Source organism: Pseudomonas sp. B6(2017) (assembly GCF_002112765.1).
Taxonomy (GTDB): Bacteria; Pseudomonadota; Gammaproteobacteria; order Pseudomonadales; family Pseudomonadaceae; genus Aquipseudomonas; species Aquipseudomonas piscis.
On the sequence record NZ_NEIQ01000017.1, the window covers coordinates 1 to 18,953 of the forward strand.

At 64.6% G+C, this 18,953-nt stretch carries 15 protein-coding genes; 9 read left to right on the forward strand and 6 right to left on the reverse strand.

Annotated features, from left to right (window positions below; genetic code table 11):
* The first annotated feature begins 121 nt into the window (after positions 1–121).
* The 6 genes from CAG11_RS25545 to CAG11_RS25570 are packed head-to-tail and all read left to right on the forward strand — an operon-like array spanning position 122 to position 8,055.
* Positions 122–1,951 carry an extracellular solute-binding protein gene (locus CAG11_RS25545; protein ID WP_085598646.1) on the forward strand — a complete coding sequence of 610 codons (1,830 nt, stop codon included), beginning with the start codon at positions 122–124 and terminating at the stop codon, positions 1,949–1,951.
* A complete protein-coding gene (locus tag CAG11_RS25550; RefSeq protein ID WP_085598648.1) occupies positions 1,948–3,801 on the forward strand; it encodes an extracellular solute-binding protein in 1,854 nt (617 codons plus the stop codon). Before CAG11_RS25545 ends, CAG11_RS25550 begins: the two co-directional genes overlap by 4 nt.
* A 1-nt stretch (position 3,802) precedes the next feature.
* Positions 3,803–4,876, forward strand: coding sequence for a microcin C ABC transporter permease YejB (locus tag CAG11_RS25555; RefSeq protein WP_085598650.1), 1,074 nt, complete (start codon positions 3,803–3,805; stop codon positions 4,874–4,876).
* A 1-nt stretch (position 4,877) separates the two neighbouring features.
* Entirely contained in the window at positions 4,878–5,897 is a 1,020-nt protein-coding gene (locus CAG11_RS25560; protein WP_085598652.1) for an ABC transporter permease, read from the forward strand.
* 1 nt (position 5,898) lies between these two features.
* The gene (locus tag CAG11_RS25565; protein ID WP_085598654.1) at positions 5,899–7,509 is read left to right on the forward strand and encodes an ABC transporter ATP-binding protein; all 1,611 of its coding nucleotides are present in this window, start codon (positions 5,899–5,901) and stop codon (positions 7,507–7,509) included.
* Positions 7,510–7,566: 57 nt separating this feature from the next.
* Complete coding sequence (locus CAG11_RS25570; RefSeq protein WP_085598656.1) at positions 7,567–8,055, forward strand: hypothetical protein; 489 nt, start codon at positions 7,567–7,569, stop codon at positions 8,053–8,055.
* Here CAG11_RS25570 and CAG11_RS25575 read toward each other — a convergent pair.
* Positions 8,046–9,020 carry a sensor domain-containing diguanylate cyclase gene (locus tag CAG11_RS25575; RefSeq protein ID WP_085598658.1) on the reverse strand — a complete coding sequence of 325 codons (975 nt, stop codon included), beginning with the start codon at positions 9,018–9,020 and terminating at the stop codon, positions 8,046–8,048. The genes CAG11_RS25570 and CAG11_RS25575 overlap by 10 nt on opposite strands.
* Positions 9,021–9,130: 110 nt before the next feature.
* A complete protein-coding gene (locus CAG11_RS25580) occupies positions 9,131–11,218 on the reverse strand; it encodes an EAL domain-containing protein (protein WP_085598660.1) in 2,088 nt (695 codons plus the stop codon).
* Positions 11,219–11,441: 223 nt separating this feature from the next.
* Here CAG11_RS25580 and CAG11_RS25585 point away from each other — a divergent pair, with 223 nt between their 5' ends.
* Together CAG11_RS25585 and CAG11_RS25590 are read left to right on the forward strand one after the other, a co-directional pair.
* The gene (locus tag CAG11_RS25585) at positions 11,442–11,945 is read left to right on the forward strand and encodes a VOC family protein (protein WP_085598662.1); all 504 of its coding nucleotides are present in this window, start codon (positions 11,442–11,444) and stop codon (positions 11,943–11,945) included.
* A gap of 47 nt (positions 11,946–11,992) precedes the next feature.
* Positions 11,993–12,829, forward strand: a complete 837-nt coding sequence (locus tag CAG11_RS25590; RefSeq protein WP_085598664.1) for an AraC family transcriptional regulator — start codon at positions 11,993–11,995, stop codon at positions 12,827–12,829.
* Here the strand turns inward: CAG11_RS25590 and CAG11_RS25595 are convergent.
* Both CAG11_RS25595 and CAG11_RS25600 read right to left on the reverse strand, forming a co-directional pair.
* On the reverse strand, positions 12,822–13,406 hold the full coding sequence (locus tag CAG11_RS25595) for a LysE family translocator (protein ID WP_085598666.1): 585 nt from the start codon (positions 13,404–13,406) through the stop codon (positions 12,822–12,824). The two genes, CAG11_RS25590 and CAG11_RS25595, sit on opposite strands and share 8 nt — an antisense overlap.
* A gap of 93 nt (positions 13,407–13,499) precedes the next feature.
* Entirely contained in the window at positions 13,500–15,065 is a 1,566-nt protein-coding gene (locus CAG11_RS25600) for a PAS domain-containing methyl-accepting chemotaxis protein (RefSeq protein ID WP_053131389.1), read from the reverse strand.
* Between the two features lie 600 nt (positions 15,066–15,665).
* On the opposite strand from CAG11_RS25600, the gene dapA reads away from it, so the two are divergent.
* Positions 15,666–16,526: a 4-hydroxy-tetrahydrodipicolinate synthase gene (gene dapA / locus CAG11_RS25605; RefSeq protein WP_085598668.1), complete on the forward strand. Its 861-nt coding sequence runs from the start codon at positions 15,666–15,668 to the stop codon at positions 16,524–16,526.
* A 45-nt stretch (positions 16,527–16,571) separates the two neighbouring features.
* Here dapA and CAG11_RS25610 read toward each other — a convergent pair whose 3' ends face one another.
* A complete protein-coding gene (locus tag CAG11_RS25610) occupies positions 16,572–17,228 on the reverse strand; it encodes a ribonuclease T2 (RefSeq protein WP_085598670.1) in 657 nt (218 codons plus the stop codon).
* A gap of 215 nt (positions 17,229–17,443) precedes the next feature.
* Complete coding sequence (locus CAG11_RS25615; protein ID WP_085598672.1) at positions 17,444–18,802, reverse strand: HD domain-containing phosphohydrolase; 1,359 nt, start codon at positions 18,800–18,802, stop codon at positions 17,444–17,446.
* Between the last annotated feature and the right edge of the window lie 151 nt (positions 18,803–18,953).

Here is an 18,953-nt window from a genome sequence, read left to right on the forward strand (position 1 = left end):
CCGCCCCAGCCCCTCCTGCCGCCATCCGCGCGCGCCGCCAGAACGAGCTTTTTCCTGCCGATACAAGCTGTTACTGTACTGGACACATAGCCCAAGCCGCCTGGATCGGATCTCTGACTCGATGCGTCTCCTGCTCCCGCTCCTCATCAGCCTGGCCTTGAGCTTTCCCGCAAGCGCGACACTCATCGAGAGTCATGGCTATGCGCAGTTCGGCACGCTCAAGTACCCGGCCCGCTTCACCCACTTCGACTGGGTCAACCCCGCCGCGCCCAAGGGCGGCACCTTGCGGGTCATGGCCTTCGGCACCTTCGACACCCTCAACCCCTACACCTTCAAGGGCACCAGCCCGGTGGCCACGCCGAACTTCCTGCAGTACGGGGTCAACGAGCTCAACGAGCCGCTGATGGTGGGCACTGGCCTCTATGCGCCCTCCGGCGACGAACCCACTTCCAGCTACGGCCTGATCGCCCGTTCGGTGGAGTACAGCGAGGATCGCAGCTGGGTGGTGTTCAACCTGCGTCCCGAGGCCCGCTTCCACGACGGCATGCCGATCACCGCCCGGGACGTGGCGTTCTCCTACCGCCTGCTGCTCAAGGAAGGCCATCCGCAGTACCGCACCAACCTGCAGGAAGTGCAGCGGGTCGACATCCTCGGCCCGCAGCGCATTCGCTTCGTGTTCAAGCGCGCCGGCAACCCGCTGCTGATCCTGCGCCTGGGGGAAATGCCGGTATTGCCCCAGCATTACTGGAAGGACCGCGACTTCAAGGCCACCACCTTCACCCCACCCCTGGGCAGCGGCCCCTATCGCATTACCCAGGTGCAGCCGGGCCGCCAGCTGGTGTTCGAGAGGGTCAAGGACTATTGGGGCAAGGACTTGCCGGTCAACCGCGGGTTCGCCAACTTCGACCGGGTCGAGGTGGAGTTCTACCGCGACAGCGACGTGGCGTTCGAGGCCTTCAAGGCCGATGAATTCGATATCTACATCGAGCACCAGGCCAAGAACTGGGCCAGCGGCTACGACTTCCCGGCGGTGCGCCGTGGCGAGGTGATCAAGGCCCAGGTGGCGCACCAGATCCCCACCCAGACCCAGGGCCTGTTCATGAACACCCGGCGCGCGACTTTCGCCGATGCGCGGGTACGTGAAGCCCTGGGCATGATGTTCGACTTCCAGTGGACCAACCGCACGCTGTTCAGCGGCGCCTACCAGCGCGCCCTGAGCTACTACCCCAACAGCGCGTTCTGCGCCACGGGCGTGCCCCAGGGCCGCGAATGGCTGCTGCTTTCGCCCTATCGCGAGCAGTTGCCAGCCAGCCTCTTCACCCTGCCCTTCAGCTTGCCGAGCACCGACGGCCGCGGCATCCCCCGCCACACCCTGCGCCGGGCCCTGGGACTGCTGGGCGAGGCTGGCTGGAAGCTCAACGGCCAGCGCCTGCAGAACAGCGCCGGACAACCGCTGCGGTTCGAGCTGATGCTGGTCAACCCCAACCTGGAACGCATCCTCCAGCCCTACGTGGAGAACCTGGCCAGCATCGGTATCGACGCGCGCCTGCGCACCGTCGACCGCGCGCAATACAAGCAGCGCCTGGACCAGTTCGACTACGACATGATCCTCATGACCCTCAACCAGACCCTGAGCCCGGGCCTGGAGCAATGGCAGTACTTCCACTCAAGCCAGGTAGCGGTCAAGGGCAGCAAGAACTATGCGGGCATCGACAGCCCCATCGTCGATCACCTGCTGGAGCAGCTCCTGGCGGCCCAGAGCCGCGATGAGCAATTGGCCGCCGGCCGTGCCCTGGACCGGGTGCTACTGTGGCAGCACTACATGATTCCCAACTGGTACCTCAACTATCACCGCCTGGCCTACCGTAACCGGTTCGCCTTCGTCACCACGCCGCCCTATACCCTGGGTCTCGGCGCCTGGTGGCTGAAGTCCTTGGAGACCACCCAATGATGCCCCTGCGTGCCCTGCTCCTGCGCACTAGCGGCTTGTTGCTCGGCGTCATCGCCTGCTGCGCCCAGGCCACGCCACAACATGCCGTGACCCTCTACGGCGAAGCGCCGAAATACCCGGCGGGCTTCCAGCACTTCGACTTCGTCAAGCCCGACGCCCCCAAGGGCGGGACCTTCCGCATGGCCGGCTTCGGCAGCTTCGACAGCCTCAACCCGTTCATCAGCAAGGGCGTGCCGGAGAGCAACATCGGCCTGGTGTACGACACCCTGATGGCCCAGAGCCTGGACGAACCCTTCACCGAGTACGGCCTGGTGGCCGGGCAAATCGAGAAAGCGCCGGACAACAGCTGGGTACGTTTCTACCTGCGGCCCGAGGCACGCTTCAACGATGGCCACCCGCTGCGCGCCGAGGATGTAGTGTTCAGCTTCCAGACCCTGACCAACGCCGGCTCGCCGCTGTATCGCGGCTACTACGCCGATGTCGAGCAGGTGATCGCCGAAGACCCGTTGCGGGTCCTGTTCAAGTTCAAGCACAGCAACAACCGCGAGCTGCCGCTGATCCTCGGCCAGCTGACGATCCTGCCCAAGCACTGGTGGGAGCACCGCGACTTCGCCAAGAGCAACCTCGAAGTACCCCTGGGCAGCGGCCCCTACCGGGTGACCGAGGTCAAGGCCGGACGCTCGATCCGCTATGAGCGGGTCAAGGACTACTGGGCCCGCGACCTGCCGGTCAATCGCGGCTTCTACAACTTCGACACCATCACCAGCGACTACTACCGCGACAACACCGTGGCCCTGGAAGCCCTCAAGGCCGGCCAGTTCGACTACTGGCTGGAAATAAGCGCGAAGAACTGGGCCAACGCCTACAACGTCCCGGCCGTGGCCCAGGGACGGTTGATCAAGGAGCAGATCCCCAACGGCAATCCTACCGGCATGCAGGGCTTCGTCTTCAACACCCGGCGCCCGCTGTTCCAGGACGTGCGGGTGCGCCATGCCCTGAGCCTGCTGCTGGACTTCGAATGGAGCAACAAGCAGCTGTTCAACGGCGCCTATACCCGTACCCGCAGCTACTTCGAGAACTCGGAGATGGCCGCCACCGGCCTGCCGGGCCCGGACGAGCTGGCGATCCTCGAGCCGCTACGCGGGCAGATTCCCGAGCAGGTGTTCACCCAGGCCTTCGCCCCGGCCCTGTGCGACGGCAGCGGCATGATCCGCGCCCAACAGCGCCAGGCCTACCAACTGCTGCAGGAGGCCGGCTGGCATATCGTCGACGACAAGATGGTGGACGCCCAGGGCAAGCCGGTGGTGCTCGAGTTCCTGCTGGCCCAGACCGAGTTCGAGCGCGTGCTGCTGCCGTTCAAGCGCAACCTCGCCGACCTGGGCATCGACCTGGTGATCCGCCGGGTGGACGTGTCCCAGTACATCACCCGGGTCCGCTCGCGGGACTTCGACATGATCGTCGGCAGCTTCCCGCAGTCCAACTCCCCGGGTAACGAGCAGCGTGAATTCTGGATGTCCAGCAGCGCCGACAAGCCCGGCAGCCGCAACTACATCGGCCTCAAGGATCCGGCCATCGACCGGCTGGTGGAGAGCCTGATCAACGCCGACTCCCGAGCCAGCCTGGTGGCCCATGCCAAGGCCCTGGACCGGGTCCTGCAATGGGGCTACTACGTGATCCCCAACTGGCACATCAAGACCTGGCGCGTGGCCTACTGGGACCACATCGGCCACCCGCAGGTCGCGCCCAAATACGACATCGGCATCTACACCTGGTGGATCAAGCCCGATGCCCAGCCCGCCGTGGAAGCGGCGCCGGACAACCAGGCGGCCGCGGCCGAAACGGTGCAATGAGATGCTGGCCTACATCATTCGCCGCCTGTTGCTGATCATCCCGACCCTGCTGGGCATCCTCCTGATCAACTTCGTGATCATCCAGGCCGCCCCGGGCGGGCCGGTGGAGCAGATGATCGCCAAGCTCGAAGGCTTCGACGGCGCCACCAGCCGCATCGCCGGCGGTGGCGCCGAAGTCTCGGTGGCCGGGTCCAGCTACCGTGGCGCCCAAGGCCTGGACCCGGCGCTGATCAAGGAAATCGAGCACATGTACGGCTTCGACAAGTCGGCGCCGGAACGCCTGTGGATCATGATCAAGAACTACGCCACCCTGGACTTCGGCGACAGTTTCTTCCGCGATGCCAAGGTGGTGGACCTGATCAAGGAAAAGATGCCGGTCTCGATCTCCCTCGGGTTGTGGAGCACCCTGATCATGTACCTGGTGTCGATCCCCCTGGGGATTGCCAAGGCCACCCGCCACGGTAGCCACTTCGACGTCTGGACCAGCTCGGCGATCATCATCGGCTACGCGATCCCGGCATTCCTGTTCGCCATCCTGCTGATCGTGGTGTTCGCCGGTGGCAGCTACCTCAACTGGTTTCCCCTGCGCGGCCTGACCTCCAGCGACTTCGAGCAACTGAGCCTGGGGCGCAAGGTGCTCGACTACTTCTGGCACCTGGCGCTGCCGGTCACGGCCCTGGTGATCGGCCACTTCGCCACCATGACCCTGCTGACCAAGAACAGCTTCCTCGACGAGATCAACAAGCAGTACGTGATCACCGCCAAGGCCAAGGGCCTGACCCAGCGCCGGGTGCTCTACGGCCATGTGTTCCGCAACGCCATGCTGCTGGTGATCGCCGGCTTCCCGTCGGCCTTCATCGGGATCTTCTTCACCGGGTCCTTGCTGGTGGAAGTGATCTTCTCCCTGGACGGCCTGGGCCTGATGAGCTTCGAGGCCGCGATCAACCGCGACTACCCGGTGGTGTTCGGCACGCTGTTCATCTTCACCCTGCTGGGCCTGGTGGTGAAACTGATCGGCGACCTGACCTACACCCTGGTCGACCCACGCATCGACTTCGACAGCCGGGAGCATTGAGATGAACCTGTCCCCCCTCAATCGCCGGCGCTTGGAGCGCTTCAAGGCCAACAAGCGCGGCTGGTGGTCGCTGTGGCTGTTCCTGGTGCTGTTCGTCCTGAGCCTGGGCGCCGAGTTGATCGCCAACGACAAACCCCTGGTGGTGCACTACGACGACGGCTGGTATTTCCCGGCGCTCAAGCGCTACCCGGAAACCACCTTCGGTGGCGAATTCCCCCTGGAGGCCAACTACAAGAGCCCGTACATCCGCGAACTGCTGGCCCAGAAGGATGCCTGGGTGCTCTGGGCACCGATCCCCTTCAGCTACCAGAGCATCAACTACGACCTGCGGGTGCCAGCCCCGGCGCCGCCCTCCAGCGACAACCTGCTGGGCACCGACGACCAGGGCCGCGACGTCCTGGCGCGGATCATCTACGGCTTCCGGGTGTCGGTGCTGTTCGCCCTGACCCTGACCATCCTCAGTTCGATCATCGGCGTCACCGCCGGCGCCCTCCAGGGCTTCTACGGTGGCTGGGTGGACCTGGCCGGGCAGCGCTTCCTGGAAATGTGGTCCGGGCTGCCGGTGCTCTACCTGCTGATCATCCTCGCCAGCTTCGTGCAGCCCAACTTCTGGTGGCTGCTGGGCATCATGCTGCTGTTTTCCTGGATGAGCCTGGTGGACGTGGTGCGGGCCGAGTTCCTGCGCGGGCGCAACCTGGAATACGTGCGTGCGGCCCGGGCCCTGGGGATGCAGAACGGCGCCATCATGTTCCGCCATATCCTGCCCAACGCCATGGTCTCGACCATGACCTTCATGCCGTTCATCCTCACCGGCGCCATCGGCACCCTCACCGCCCTGGACTTCCTCGGCTTCGGCCTGCCTCCCGGCGCGCCCTCCCTGGGCGAGCTGGTGGCCCAGGGCAAGTCCAACCTGCAGGCGCCCTGGCTGGGCATGAGTGCCTTCGCCGTGCTGGCCCTGATGCTGAGCCTGCTGGTGTTCATCGGCGAATCCGCCCGCGATGCCTTCGACCCGAGGAAATGACATGACCCAGGACAACCTGATCGAAGTGCGCGAGCTGGCCGTCGAATTCGTCGCCGGCGAACAGCGCCAGCGAGTGGTCGAAGGCATCAGCTTCGACATCAAGCGCGGCGAGACCCTGGCCCTGGTGGGCGAGAGCGGGTCGGGCAAGTCGGTCACCGCCCACTCCATCCTGCGCCTGCTGCCCTACCCGCTGGCCCAGCACCCGTCGGGCAGCATCAACTATTCCGGGCACGACCTGCTGACCCTTAAGGAAAAGAGCATCCGGCATATTCGTGGCAACCGCATCGCCATGATCTTCCAGGAGCCCATGACCTCGCTGAACCCGCTGCACAACATCGAGAAGCAGATCAACGAGGTGCTGGCGATCCACAAGGGCCTGACCGGCAAGGTCGCCACCCAGCGCACCCTGGAACTGCTGGAGCTGGTGGGCATCCCCGAGCCGCGCAAGCGCCTCAAGGCCCTGCCCCACGAGCTGTCCGGCGGCCAGCGCCAACGGGTGATGATCGCCATGGCGCTGGCCTGCGAGCCGGAACTGCTGATCGCCGACGAACCCACCACTGCCCTGGATGTCACCGTGCAGTTGAAGATCCTGCAGTTGCTCAAGGAACTGCAGGCGCGCCTGGGCATGGCCCTGCTGCTGATCAGTCACGACCTCAACCTGGTACGACGCATCGCCCATCGGGTCTGCGTCATGCAAAAGGGCCGGATCGTCGAGCAGGCGCCTTGCGAAGAGCTGTTCCGGGCCCCGCAGCATCCCTATACCCGGGAACTGCTGGCCGCCGAGCCCAGTGGCCTGCCAGTCGCCAGCCAGGTCGGCGCGCCACTACTGGAAGTGAATGACCTCAAGGTCTGGTTCCCGATCAAGAAGGGCCTGCTGCGCCGCACCGTGGACCACGTCAAGGCGGTGGACGGCATCCATTTCAGCCTGCCCCAGGGCCAGACCCTGGGCATCGTCGGCGAGAGCGGCTCGGGCAAGTCGACCCTGGGCCTGGCGATTCTGCGGCTAATTGCCAGCCAGGGCCTGATCCGCTTCGAAGGCCAGCAATTGGACCGTCTGTCCCAGCAGCAGGTACGACCGCTACGGCGAGAAATGCAGGTGGTGTTCCAGGACCCCTTCGGCAGCCTCAGCCCGCGCATGAGCGTGAGCCAGATCGTTGGCGAGGGCTTGCGCATCCACAGGATCGGCACCGAGCAGGAACAAGAACAGGCGATCATCGCGGCGCTCGAGGAAGTGGGCCTGGACCCGCAGACCCGCCACCGCTACCCCCATGAGTTTTCCGGCGGCCAACGCCAGCGCATCGCCATCGCCCGGGCCCTGGTGCTCAAGCCCCGGCTGATCCTCCTGGACGAACCGACCTCGGCCCTGGATCGCACCGTCCAGCGCCAGGTGGTGGAGCTGCTGCGCAGGCTGCAAGGCAAGTACAACCTGACCTACCTGTTCATCAGCCATGACCTGGCGGTGGTCAAGGCCCTGAGCCACCAACTGATGGTGATCAAGCACGGCCAGGTGGTGGAACAAGGCGACGCCAGGACGATCTTCGACGCGCCGCAACACCCTTACACCCGGCAATTGCTGGAAGCCGCGTTCCTGGCACCGACAAACGCCGGATGAGCCGCAACCGGGGCCGCCGGCCAGGCCCCAACCTTCATCACCGGACATGCTGAATCCATGCATAACAAACAATGGGCCATGGTGGCCCTGGGTGGTCTTTTCGCAATGAGCGTCCAGGCCCAACCGACGACTTTCCAGCCGGACAAGCACACCACCGTCACGCTTGCCCTGCATGGCCAGCAGGTCAGCCTGGAAATACAACGCAACGGTCACACCCAATCCAGAGAACTGCGGGTGCAGGCCGAAAAGCCGCTGCACATCGAGCTCGACGATTTCAACTTCGATGGGACCGGCGACTTCGCCATCTGGCATGTCGATGATGGGATGGGTACCTACACGATCCACCGGGTGTTCATCTACGACCCGACGCAGGGCGAGTTCGTCGAGCGATTTCCCGCCTGCGGTGATGAATTCCTCAATCTCAAGGTCAACAAGCCCGGGAAATTCCTGGTCAGTACCTACTATCAGGGCAACATCCCAAGACGCTGCCTGACGCGGCCGAACCAGGCTCCGGGGCCTGAGCCACTGTCTGCCGATCAGTCTTGACGCTGGCGCTTGCTGGCCTGCTTTTGCAGGTACATGGCCTTGTCGGCATCGGCCAGCAGCGCCCCCACGTCCGGATGGCGCTCGGCGTTGTATTCGATCTGGCCGACGCTGAAGCGAATGTCGTAGCCACGCTTCAACGTGGCGTTGCGTTCATCGAGGATTTCGCGCAACCGGGCCATGATGTTCGACGTTTCCACATGATCGGCGGCGGTCAGCAGGACCACGAACTCATCGCCACCCAGGCGACCGACCACATCGCTCTCGCGAAAGGCGATGCGCAGCACGTCGGCGAAGGTCTTCAGCGCGCCATCGCCCTCGGCATGGCCATAGGTGTCGTTGATCTGCTTGAAATCGTTGAGATCGAAGAACAGCAGGGTCGCCGGCTTGTCCAGGCGCTTGCAGACGCCCAGCGCATGCCGGGCCAGGGCCTCGAAACCACGACGGTTGGACAGCAGGGTCAGCTCATCCATGCTGGCCATCTGCACCGCCGCCAGCTCCTGCTCGGCCATGCGCGCCAGGTCCCGCAGCAGTGCCCGCTCCTCGTCGTCCAGATCCCGGGGCTTGACGTCGATCAGGCACAAGGTGCCCAGCTTGCTGCCGTTGGCCACCGTCAGCGGGCAGCCGGCGTAGAAGCGGATTCCGGGATCGCCCACCACCAGCGGGTTGTCATGGAAACGCACGTCCTGCTCGGCATCGCACACCGTGAGGATCTGGTCGCCAAGGATCGCATGTCCGCAGAACGAGATATCCCGTGGCGTTTCGCTGGTATCCAGGCCCACGCAGGACTTGAACCACTGGCGATCGCCGTCCACCAGGCTGACCAACGCGATGGGCACGTTGAACAAGCGCTTGGCCAGCCGGGTCAGGCGATCGAAACGCTCCTCCGGCGGGGTGTCCAGGACATTGAGCGCCCGCAAGGTCTGGATCCGCAGGGCCTCATTGTTGGGTTTGCTTGGGTACAACATCGCTGACTCCATTCGCGGCTAAGACGTCAAGGGTAGTTCAAAATGCCCGGAGCCAGGGCAAAACGGACCTGCGCCTGCCCCCGGGGGCCAGGGCACGACGGCCCGGGGCATCAGTCATCGCCGGGCGCCTGGGAGGCCTGGGCCCTCTGGCTGGCGAACCCGGGAACCTGCGCGCCCGGCAGCGCCTTGCTGTAGTACCAGCCCTGGATAATCAGCTCCGAGCTCGACTGCAGGAACTCCAGCTGCTCCTGGGTCTCCACTCCCTCCACCACCACCTTGAGCCCCAGGGTCTCGCAAAAGCGCAGCAAGCCGTTGAGGACCTGGGCGCCCTGGGGCTCACGCTGGGCCAGGACGAAGCTGCGATCGATCTTGATGCCGTCCACCGGGAACTGGTGCAGGTAGCTCAGGGCCGAGAAACCGGTACCGAAATCATCGATGTAGACCTTCGCCCCCAGAGCGTGCAATTGCTCGATCCAGCGCAAGGTACGCAGCGCGTCGCCCACCAGGGCATCCTCGGTGATCTCCACCGACACCTGGCCGCGGGCCCGGCCCAGGATTTCCAGCAAGCGCTCGCCATGCTCCGCCGAGGCCAGGGTGGCGCTGGAGACATTGATGGTGATCGGCAACTCCAAGCCATTGCGGCGCCAGAGCAAGTGCTGGCGCACCGCCTGGGAGGCGACCCAGAAATCCACCTCGGGCATCAGCCCGGCCTGGCCCAGCCACTGCAGCAACTCCCAGGGCAGGCGCACCTGGCCATCGCCGTCGCGCGCGCGCATCAGCGCCTCGCAACCGGTGCAGCGGCCCGTGTCCTTGGACACCTGGGGCTGGTACTCCAGGTGGAAGTCGTACTCGCTCAATTGCTGGATCCGCGCCAGTTGCAGGGACTGCCGGGCGGTTTCCTTGTAGGACGCGACCATCGGGTCCAGTTCGAACAGCCGGCTGCGTTCCTCGAGGCCACGGAACGTGGTGTCGAAAGTCTTCAGGTAGACCTGCTCGCCAGCCTCGCCCTGATGGTCAAGACTTCTGATATAGGGGATGTAGATCAGGGTGCCGACACCCAGCAGCACCAGTTGCAGGAGTACCGCGCCCCAGTCGCCCTGGGTGCTGAGGTAAGCGTTGAGCAGCACCGGCGAGGTGAAGGGCACTTCCACCAGCGCCGGGCTCACCCAGCCCAGCTGCACCACCAGCAGTGCCAGGCTGACGTTGACCATGGGTACCAGCATGAAAGGCACCAGCAGCCTCGGGTTGAGGATGATCGGCAGGCCGAACAACAGCAGCTCGTTGACGTTGAACAGCGACAGCGCCAGGCTCGCCAAGGCCAGCAGGCGCAGGGAGCGGATGCTGGAGAACCCGAGGATAGCCAGCACCAGCGCGAGGGAGCCGCCGGAACCGCCAATGAAGGCGAAACACCCCAGCAGGCCGCTGTTGAGGGCGTAACGCAGCGGTTGGCCGGCGGCCTGGTCCGCGGCATTGAGCGCTACCGCCTGGTCCATCACCTCCATGAAGGGTTGCAGGGCGTGGGTGCCGTGGATGCCGAAGAACCACAACAGCGAATTGCCCAGGGTCAGCGCCACGCCGTTGAGGTAGGGATTGCCCAGGTCCTTGAGATCCAGCGGCTGCTGGATGTAGGCGAAGTCCTGGATCTGCAGCAGCGACTGCAAGACCGCCACCAGCAACAACGAGGTGAAGATCCCCGGCAACACCATGTTGATGGTGCCCTTGAGGTTGTGCCCCACCAGGTCCTCGTCCAGCAGCCTGGTCCAGCGCTGGCGGTGCAGCCTGGCCATGATGGGCACGTTGACCAGCGGCGAGGCGATGGCGATGAACAGCACGAAGCTCGCCGCCGCCAGCGGGTAGTCGTGCAGCATGTAGATGGCGATCACCACGTAGGACAGGCACAGGAAAGCCACCGGCAGCTGCGGCAGGCGGTACTGGAGCGCCAGCATGTAGCCGATGGACGCTGCCACCAACAGAGGAATGATCGAATTGATGCGCTCGTGCAGGCCGGCCAGCAGTTGCACCAGTTCCCTGGGTGCCTCCAGGACCTGGGCACATTGCGCAAGGATCAGCAGCAAGGCCGAGAGCAGCAGGCAGGGCAATAGCCAGAGCAGGCCTTCGCGGATCGAACGCAGGGATTCGGCACCCGCCAGGAGCGCCAGGCGATGGGTGAAAAACAGCTTGAATCGCGGTCCGCGCATCAGCTTCTTCCCCCTTTGCAATCATTACCTGGTGATACCAGCAGGCGCTTCCTGCCTAGCTCCGAGCCGGCATTGCAGCACTTTGTCGCGACCAGCAGCTGATCGCGAAGATACCACCGAAGAACCCCCTGCCAGCAAGCTCTCATTGGCGCCAGGCATCACTGCTGTCAGTCACCGGATTGGCTAAGCTTGTAGCAGGTGTTCGCGCTGGAGGGCCGGAGCCATGCAGCGTATCCAGACCATCACGCCCTGCCTGTGGTTCGACCACCAGGCCCAGGAGGCCGCGCAGTTCTACTGCTCGATCTTCGAGCGCTCGCGCATCACTCACGTCAGCCACTACGGCAAGGCCGGCTTCGAGTTCCATGGCCGGCCCGAAGGCTCGGTGATGAGCGTGGTGTTCGAACTCGACGGCCAGGCCTTCACCGCGCTCAACGGCGGCCCGGCCTTCACCTTCAACGAAGCCATATCGCTGCAGGTGCATTGCCGGACCCAGGCCGAACTGGACCATTACTGGAGTGCCCTGGGTTTTGGCGGCCCGCCACAGGCCCAGCAATGCGGCTGGCTCAAGGACCGCTTCGGCCTGTCCTGGCAGATCGTGCCGCAGGTCCTGGCACAGATGATGTGCGACCCCGACCCGAGCCGCTCACAACGAGTGATGCAAGCCCTGCTGGGCATGAAGAAACTGGATATCCAGCGCCTGCAACGCGCCTTCGATGGCAAATCCTGAGCCATCCCCTCTACAATCGCCGACACCCTGGACAATGGACGGCCCTGATGAAGAGCGCCCTGCACCCTGACATCGCCCCGCGTTTCTGGCGCGACCCGGCCCTGCCCTTCATCGAGGCCCGGTCCATCGCCGATGGACACAAGGTCTGCTACAACCGCCATGCCCATGAGCAGTTCTCCATCGGTTGCATCACCGCGGGCCAGAGCACCTACCTCAGCGAAGGCGAACAGTGGCGGGTCGGAACCGGCACCGTGGTGTTGATGAACCCCGGCGTGGTGCATGCCTGCAACCCCATCGACGACCAGCCCTGGTCTTATCGCATGCTCTACGTCGACACCCCCTGGCTGACCGCCTTGCAGCGTGAGCTGGGCTTCGATGCGGCTTCGGGTTTTCGTCCTTTCAGTGCCACCCACAGCGACGATCCGCAATTGTTTGCCGAGCTCCAGACGCTATATCAGGTCCTGGTGGACGAACACGGCGATACCCTGCACAAGCACAACTGTGCCGTGGCGTTCTTCAGTGACCTGCACCAGCGCCTGAACCCGGCCGACAGCCTCTCCCGGGACAGCAACGAAAAGCTCGAGCGCGCCGCCCGCTACATCCGCCAGCACTGCACCGAGCCCCTGGTCCTGGAAGATATCTGCCAGGCCGCCCAACTCTCGGCCTCCTACCTGACCCGCGCCTTTGGCCAGCGGTTCGGCATGCCGCCCCATGCCTACCTGGTCAACCAGCGGGTGCAGTTCGCCCAGGCTCGCCTGCGCAGCGGTGCATCGATCGCCGAGGTGGCCCTGGAGGCCGGCTTTGCCGACCAGGCACACTTCCAGCGGGCGTTCAAGCAGCACTTGGCCGCGACGCCCGGGCAGTACCAGCAAGGCCTCAGGTAAACAGGTACGCCGCGCTGACCGCCAGCAACGCAGCCATGCTGCGATTGAACAGGCGCATGCCCGCAGGATTGTCCAGGTAGTGGCGCAGGAAACTGCCGGCATAGGCCCAGCAGGCAATCGACAGGTAGCAGATAACCAGATACACCGCGGCGAACAGCCAGACCAGCCGCGTATCGCCGTCGGCGGCAAACGCCCCGATGCCGGCCACGCAGGCCAGCCAGGCCTTGGGATTGAGCCACTGCATCAGGGCACCGTACCAGGCCGAAGGTGCGCGGACCTGGCCGTCGGTAGCCACTCGACCGTCATCCCGGACCAGCTTCCAGGCCATGTACAGCAGGAACGCCACGCCAAACAGGCGGATGCCCTGGGTCAGCGCCGGCCACTGGCGCAACAGTTCGTTCAACCCCAGGCCCGTCAGTACCAGCAGCAAGGTAAAGCCCAGGGTCGCGCCAGCGACGTGGCTCAGGCTGGCCTTGAAGCCGAAACGGGCCCCGCTGCCCAGGGCCAGGATATTCACCGGCCCGGGGGTAATGGACGCGGCCAGGGCAAAGGCCGCCATGGAAAACACTACGCTCATCTCTCGCCTCTCTTGTCCGGGTCGAATCGACCGCCCACAGGTTACGAAGCGAGCAACATCACGTATTGAAGAAAACAACCCTGCAATCGTCTTTCAGCTATTGAAACGCGTGACCAGGGCATTGAGCTCATGGGCCGTGGACTCGAGGTCGCCGCCGATGCTGCAGGAGTGCACGGCGATATCGGCGTTCTGGTCCGAGACCCGGGCGATATTGGTGATCTGCCCGGAAATCTCCTCGGCCACATGGGCCTGCTGCTCGGAAGCGGCGGCCATCTGCTGGCTCATCTGCTGGATGCGCTCCATCGCCGTATTGATCCCGTCCAGCGCCTGTTCGGTGCTGATCACCTGGGCCACTCCGGAGCGCGCCTCGACACTGCCCTGGCGCGCCACTTCCACCGCCTGGCTGGCCACCTCCTGCAAGGTAGCGATGATCTGCTGGATGCTCTGGGTCGACTCCCGGGTCTTGGATGCCAGGGCCCTTACCTCATCGGCCACCACGGCGAAGCCACGCCCCTGCTCCCCGGCGCGGGCAGCCTCGATGGCGGCATTGAGCGCCAAGAGGTTGGTCTGCTCGGCGATGGAATGGATCATGTTCGCCGCCAGCTGGATCGACTGGGTCTCGTCGGCCAGGCCCTGGACCGACTGGCTGACCGTGTCCACGGTAGCGGCCAGCTTCTCGATCATGACCCGGGTCCGCCGGGCTTCCTCGGAACCGACATGGGTCAGCTCGTTGACCCGGTCGGCCGCCGAGGCGGTGTCCTGCACATGCACCGAGACCTGGGCGATGGACGCCGCCATCTGGTTCATCGCCGTGGCCGCCATATCCGCCTCGTCACGCTGCTTGCCCAGGGCCGACTCCGCCTGGCGCGACAGGTTCTGGCTGGTGGAAGCCAGCTCCGCGGCCTGGTTGGCATAGTCCCCTAGACGGCTCAGGGCGGTACGGATCTTCGCCGCCTCGCTGATCAGGATCATCTGCAGGCGCGCCACCGGCCCACGCTCATCGGTATAGGTGCGGGCGATCAGTTCGCTATCGAAGCTGCCCAGGGACACCGCGCTGATGCGCGCCAGCAGCCGCCGGGTGCGATAGGCGCCGTGGGCCTGCACGGCGAACAGCCCGGCCACGGCGCAAGCCAATCCGGCCCAGGGTCCACCCAGCCAGCTGGCCAGGGCAATGGCTGCCAGGGCGAGCAGCGGCGGTAGCAGGATCTCGCCAGCCACCAGCAGCCGCTGGCTCCAGGGCATGGCCATGTCGGCGCCGCGCATGCGCTGGTAGAGGGCCGCGGCCCGCTCGACCTGCTCGCGCTCGGGCTTGACCCGCACCGACTCGTAGCCGGTGATCACGCCTGCGCTGAAAATCGGCGTGACATAGGCATTGACCCAGTAATGGTCGCCGTTCTGGCAGCGATTCTTGACGATGCCCATCCAGCTCTTGCCGTCCTTGAGGTAGGACCACATATGGGCGAATACCGCCGGCGGCATGTCCGGATGGCGCACGATATTGTGCGGGCTGCCGATCAGTTGTTCGCGGGTGAAACCGCTGACCTCGACGAACTCGTCGTTGCAGTAGGTCAGCTTGCCATGGGAGTCGGTGGCGGAGATGAGCCGCTGCTCGGCGGGGAACACCCGCTCGCGCTGGGTCACTGGGAGATTGTTCTTCACCTTGAAAAAACCTCGCAGGAAGTCTGTTGATTGCCCGTCATGATCGAACCGCAACTGCGCATCCTGCGATGACTCGAAGACTGCTCCTGCCCCCGGCAAGACTTCCCCGGCAGTCGGCGCCGGTGGAGTCGAGTGTAGATAGCGCCTTGGCGAGCGCTATCGAATGTGCGGTGTGGACAGGAACGATCCGGCAACAATCTGCAAGATTCTTGACATGGATCAATACGTAGCCTGGCAACTGAAAACCTTTCAGAGAAAGCTTCGTGATGGTGTAGCACAAGCCTGGCCCCGGGACCCTGCGCCGCACCCGGGGAGGATTGACAAAACGCCGGACGGTTCCTGAAACTGGGCGCCTTGTTTGCGAGCCGGCCACCACCATGCCCCACGCCACCTTCCACGTTCCGCGCGCCATTGGCCAAGTTGCCCAGGCCCCGGCGTGGATGGCCTGCAGCCGCAAATCGAAGAAACAGCCGCTCATGTGACCGGGGCGCTGTGTCCCGTCAGATGAGCTGACAGGACCTCGCTACGGAACACCCCCTTGCCGACCGCCCTTCTACTCTTCTGACGACGACCCGACGGTCAAGCACCAGGAGAATATGCATGTCATCGTTTCACGGTATCTGGGTCCCCATCGTCACTCCCTTTCGCCACGGCGCCATCGATTTCGCCGCCCTGCGCCGCCTCGCCGCCCACCTGCTGGAGAGCGGCGTGGCCGGGCTGGTAGCCTGCGGCACCACCGGTGAAGCCGCCGCCCTGGACAAGGACGAGCAACTGGCGGTGCTCGACGCACTGGTGGAGCTGGCGCCCCCCGGGAAAGTGCTCATGGGGCTGGCTGGCAACAACCTGCCGGCCCTGCTGGACCTGCAACAGCGCATCCTGGAACGTCCGGTGGCCGGCCTGCTGGTGCCGGCGCCCTACTACATCCGCCCGTCCCAGGCTGCCCTTGAAAGCTTCTTCGGCTGCGTCGCCGATGCGTCCAGCGTGCCGCTGATCATCTACGACATCCCGTATCGCACCGGCGTGACCCTGAACCAGCAGACTTTGCTGGCGATCGTCCGCCACCCGCAGGTCGCGGCGGTCAAGGACTGTGGTGGCAATCTGGAAAAGACCCTGGCAGTGCTGGCCAGCGGCGACGCGCAGGTGCTGTGCGGCGAGGACCTGCAACTGTTCAACGCGCTCTGCCTGGGCGCCAGCGGCGCGATCGCCGCCTCGGCGCATATCCGCCCCGAGTTGTTCGTGCAGCTGCAGCGCCAGGTTGCGGATCAGCAGCTGGACGCCGCCCGCGCCACCTTCATGCGCCTGGCGCCGTTGATCCAGGGCTTGTTCAGCGAGCCCAATCCGGCGCCGGTCAAGGCCTTGCTGGCCCATCAGGGATTGCTCGAAGCGCAGTTGCGGGCCCCGATGGAGGATTGCAGCGCAGCAACCGCCGAGCGCCTGCAGCGCCTGCTGGCCGCCCTGTAGCCCGCAAACCGGCTCCAGCCCTCGCGGCAGGAGCCGGCAGCTCGTTCAGCGCACCGGAGGAATGCGGATCTGCCCGGAGCGGCACTGGGTCTTCACGCCCTTGCCGCAGTCGGCGAACTCCAGGTCCTTGCCCAGGCACACCCGCACTTCGGACAGCTCCGGCCCGCTGCACAGGACTGCCACGCCATTTTCGGTGATCCCCGGGTTGCTCTGGCGCAACTGCTGGGCAATTTGCGCCGCCTCGTAGTAACGCACGCTGGTGGAGGGTTGCAGGGTTTCTGGAATCTTCACCTTGCCCAGGGCCTGGTCGGCCTTGTCCAAGTAACCCATGGCGCCCAGGCCACTGCAGGTACCGTGCTTGCTCCACTCATGCTTGAGCAGCTTCTCGGTGGGGAACAGGGTCAGGCCCTTGGCGATTTCCTCGCGGTTGAGCTGGGTCAAGGGTGGGCACGACTGCGGCCAGCCGCCCCGGCTGTATTGCGGCCACAAGCCGTGCAGGACGAAGCCGTAGCCCTTGCCCGAGCACTGCTCGTTGTCCGGATGCATCAGGCAGAAGGTCGGCGACCAGGACAGGCTCAACAAGTAATAGTCGAAGCTCCCGGCCACCGAGTCGCGTTGTTGCCTGGACGAACGCGCGTCGCTGATCCCTACCATCCCCAGGGTCAGCACCAGGGCTGCCAGCAGGGTGAAAAGCTTTCTCATCGTGACCTCTCCTTGGAAAACGGACGCGTTCCGGCCCCGGTCTCGAGGCGGCGCAGATCAAACATAGCGGATCCTTATTGGCATGCAGGCATTGCAGGAACATGACAGGAACGCCAAGGCGCTCCCGGATAGCCGGCCAGCACCGGCGCGCCAAGATACCAGCGATCCCGGACGAAAGCAGGACCGTAACCCAGCGTTAAGCGCAAGATCCGCGGCTAGGGAGAGAGGTTCTTCGCGTTCGCCGGTGGATCCGGCTCCTCGACGAAAACGCTGTACCGCGCGCCCTCCATGGCCTCGAAGGCGATCAGTTTTTGTACCAGAGGTTCGCTCAGCACCTTGCCGGCATTGAGCAGCAACATGCCATTGTCGGCATTCAGGTTGCGTCGCAGGATCATGCCGCCCTTCAACTCACGGGTTCCCAGAACCTTGACCGTCGGGTCATCGACCGTCACGTCGTCGAGATAGGCCGCGCACACTCGGACGAAATCCTCCACCAGGTTCGGGTCATACAGGCGGCCGGAATATTTGCGGATGAACAACAAGGCTTCGTCGCTGTTCAAGTGGCGCTCCAGGACCAGGCCGGACTGCAGTTCGATGAAATCCACGGCCAGCTTCAGCAGTCGCGCCCCCAAGGGAATGGCCTCGCCCTTGAGATGCTGGGGAAAACCGCTGCCGTCCCAGCGCTCCTGGTGATGCAGGATCAGCCGGGCGGCATCCTGCATCGGTTCCAGGGCCATCAACAGTGATTCGCTCTGTCCAGGATAGGCCCGGTAGCGCTCCTGCTCGGAATGCCGTAGCAGGTCCGCCGGTGCGGTCAGCATGGCATCGCTCCAGCCCAGCTTGGCGATGTTGTAGAGAGCGGCGGCCATGGTCAGGTCGCGGCTCGAGGCTTCGTCCAGGCCACGATCCTTGCAGCAGGCCCTGACCAATTCGATGATCTTGCGGTTGGTCTGCTTGTCCGCCGGGAGGCGCAGATTGGCCAACAAGGAAAACACCTCGGTTGCGGTCACATAGCTGTGCTTGAGCTCTTCGTAGGCCAGGTCCAGCATGTCCGCAGTCTGTTGCAACTCCGCGGTCCGCGCGGCCACCCGTTGTTCCAGGGTAGCGTTGTTGGCCTTCAGCTCGCGGTTCTGCTCCAGCACCCGCTGCTGCAAGCGCTTGAGCTCCCGCTCGGCCTGCTGGTACTGGAGGTTCTGGCGCAACACCAGCAACAGCTCCTGATCATTCCAGGGTTTGTTCAGGTATTGATGGATTTGTCCGTCGTTGACGGCCTTGACGATGGTGTCCAAGTCGGCATACCCAGTCAGCAGGATGCGCCGGGCGGCCGGGTAGCCCTCGCGAACCTTCGCCAGGAGCGTGGCGCCGTCCATGCCTGGCATGCGCGCATCGCTCATCACCAGGTCCACCGGCTGCTGCGCCAGAATGTCCAGAGCCTGGGCGCCACTGTTGGCCAGCAGTACCTCGTAAGGCTGGCCGCGCAACAAGCGACGCAGGCTGTTGAGAATCGGTTCTTCATCGTCGACCAAGAGCACCCTTGGCCGCTCGGCCGGAGTCAGGGCTGGTTGTTCTTCCATGGCTTGCCTCGAACGAAGGAGTGGATGCGAACCCTTGGACGGGCCGCCCTCTGTGGCCCGCATTCGACTCAAGGCTAGATGATTTTTCCCCAACGGCCATGCCGGCCACAGGCGAAATGACGGCGAGCTAACTATGCTCCATACGCCGCGT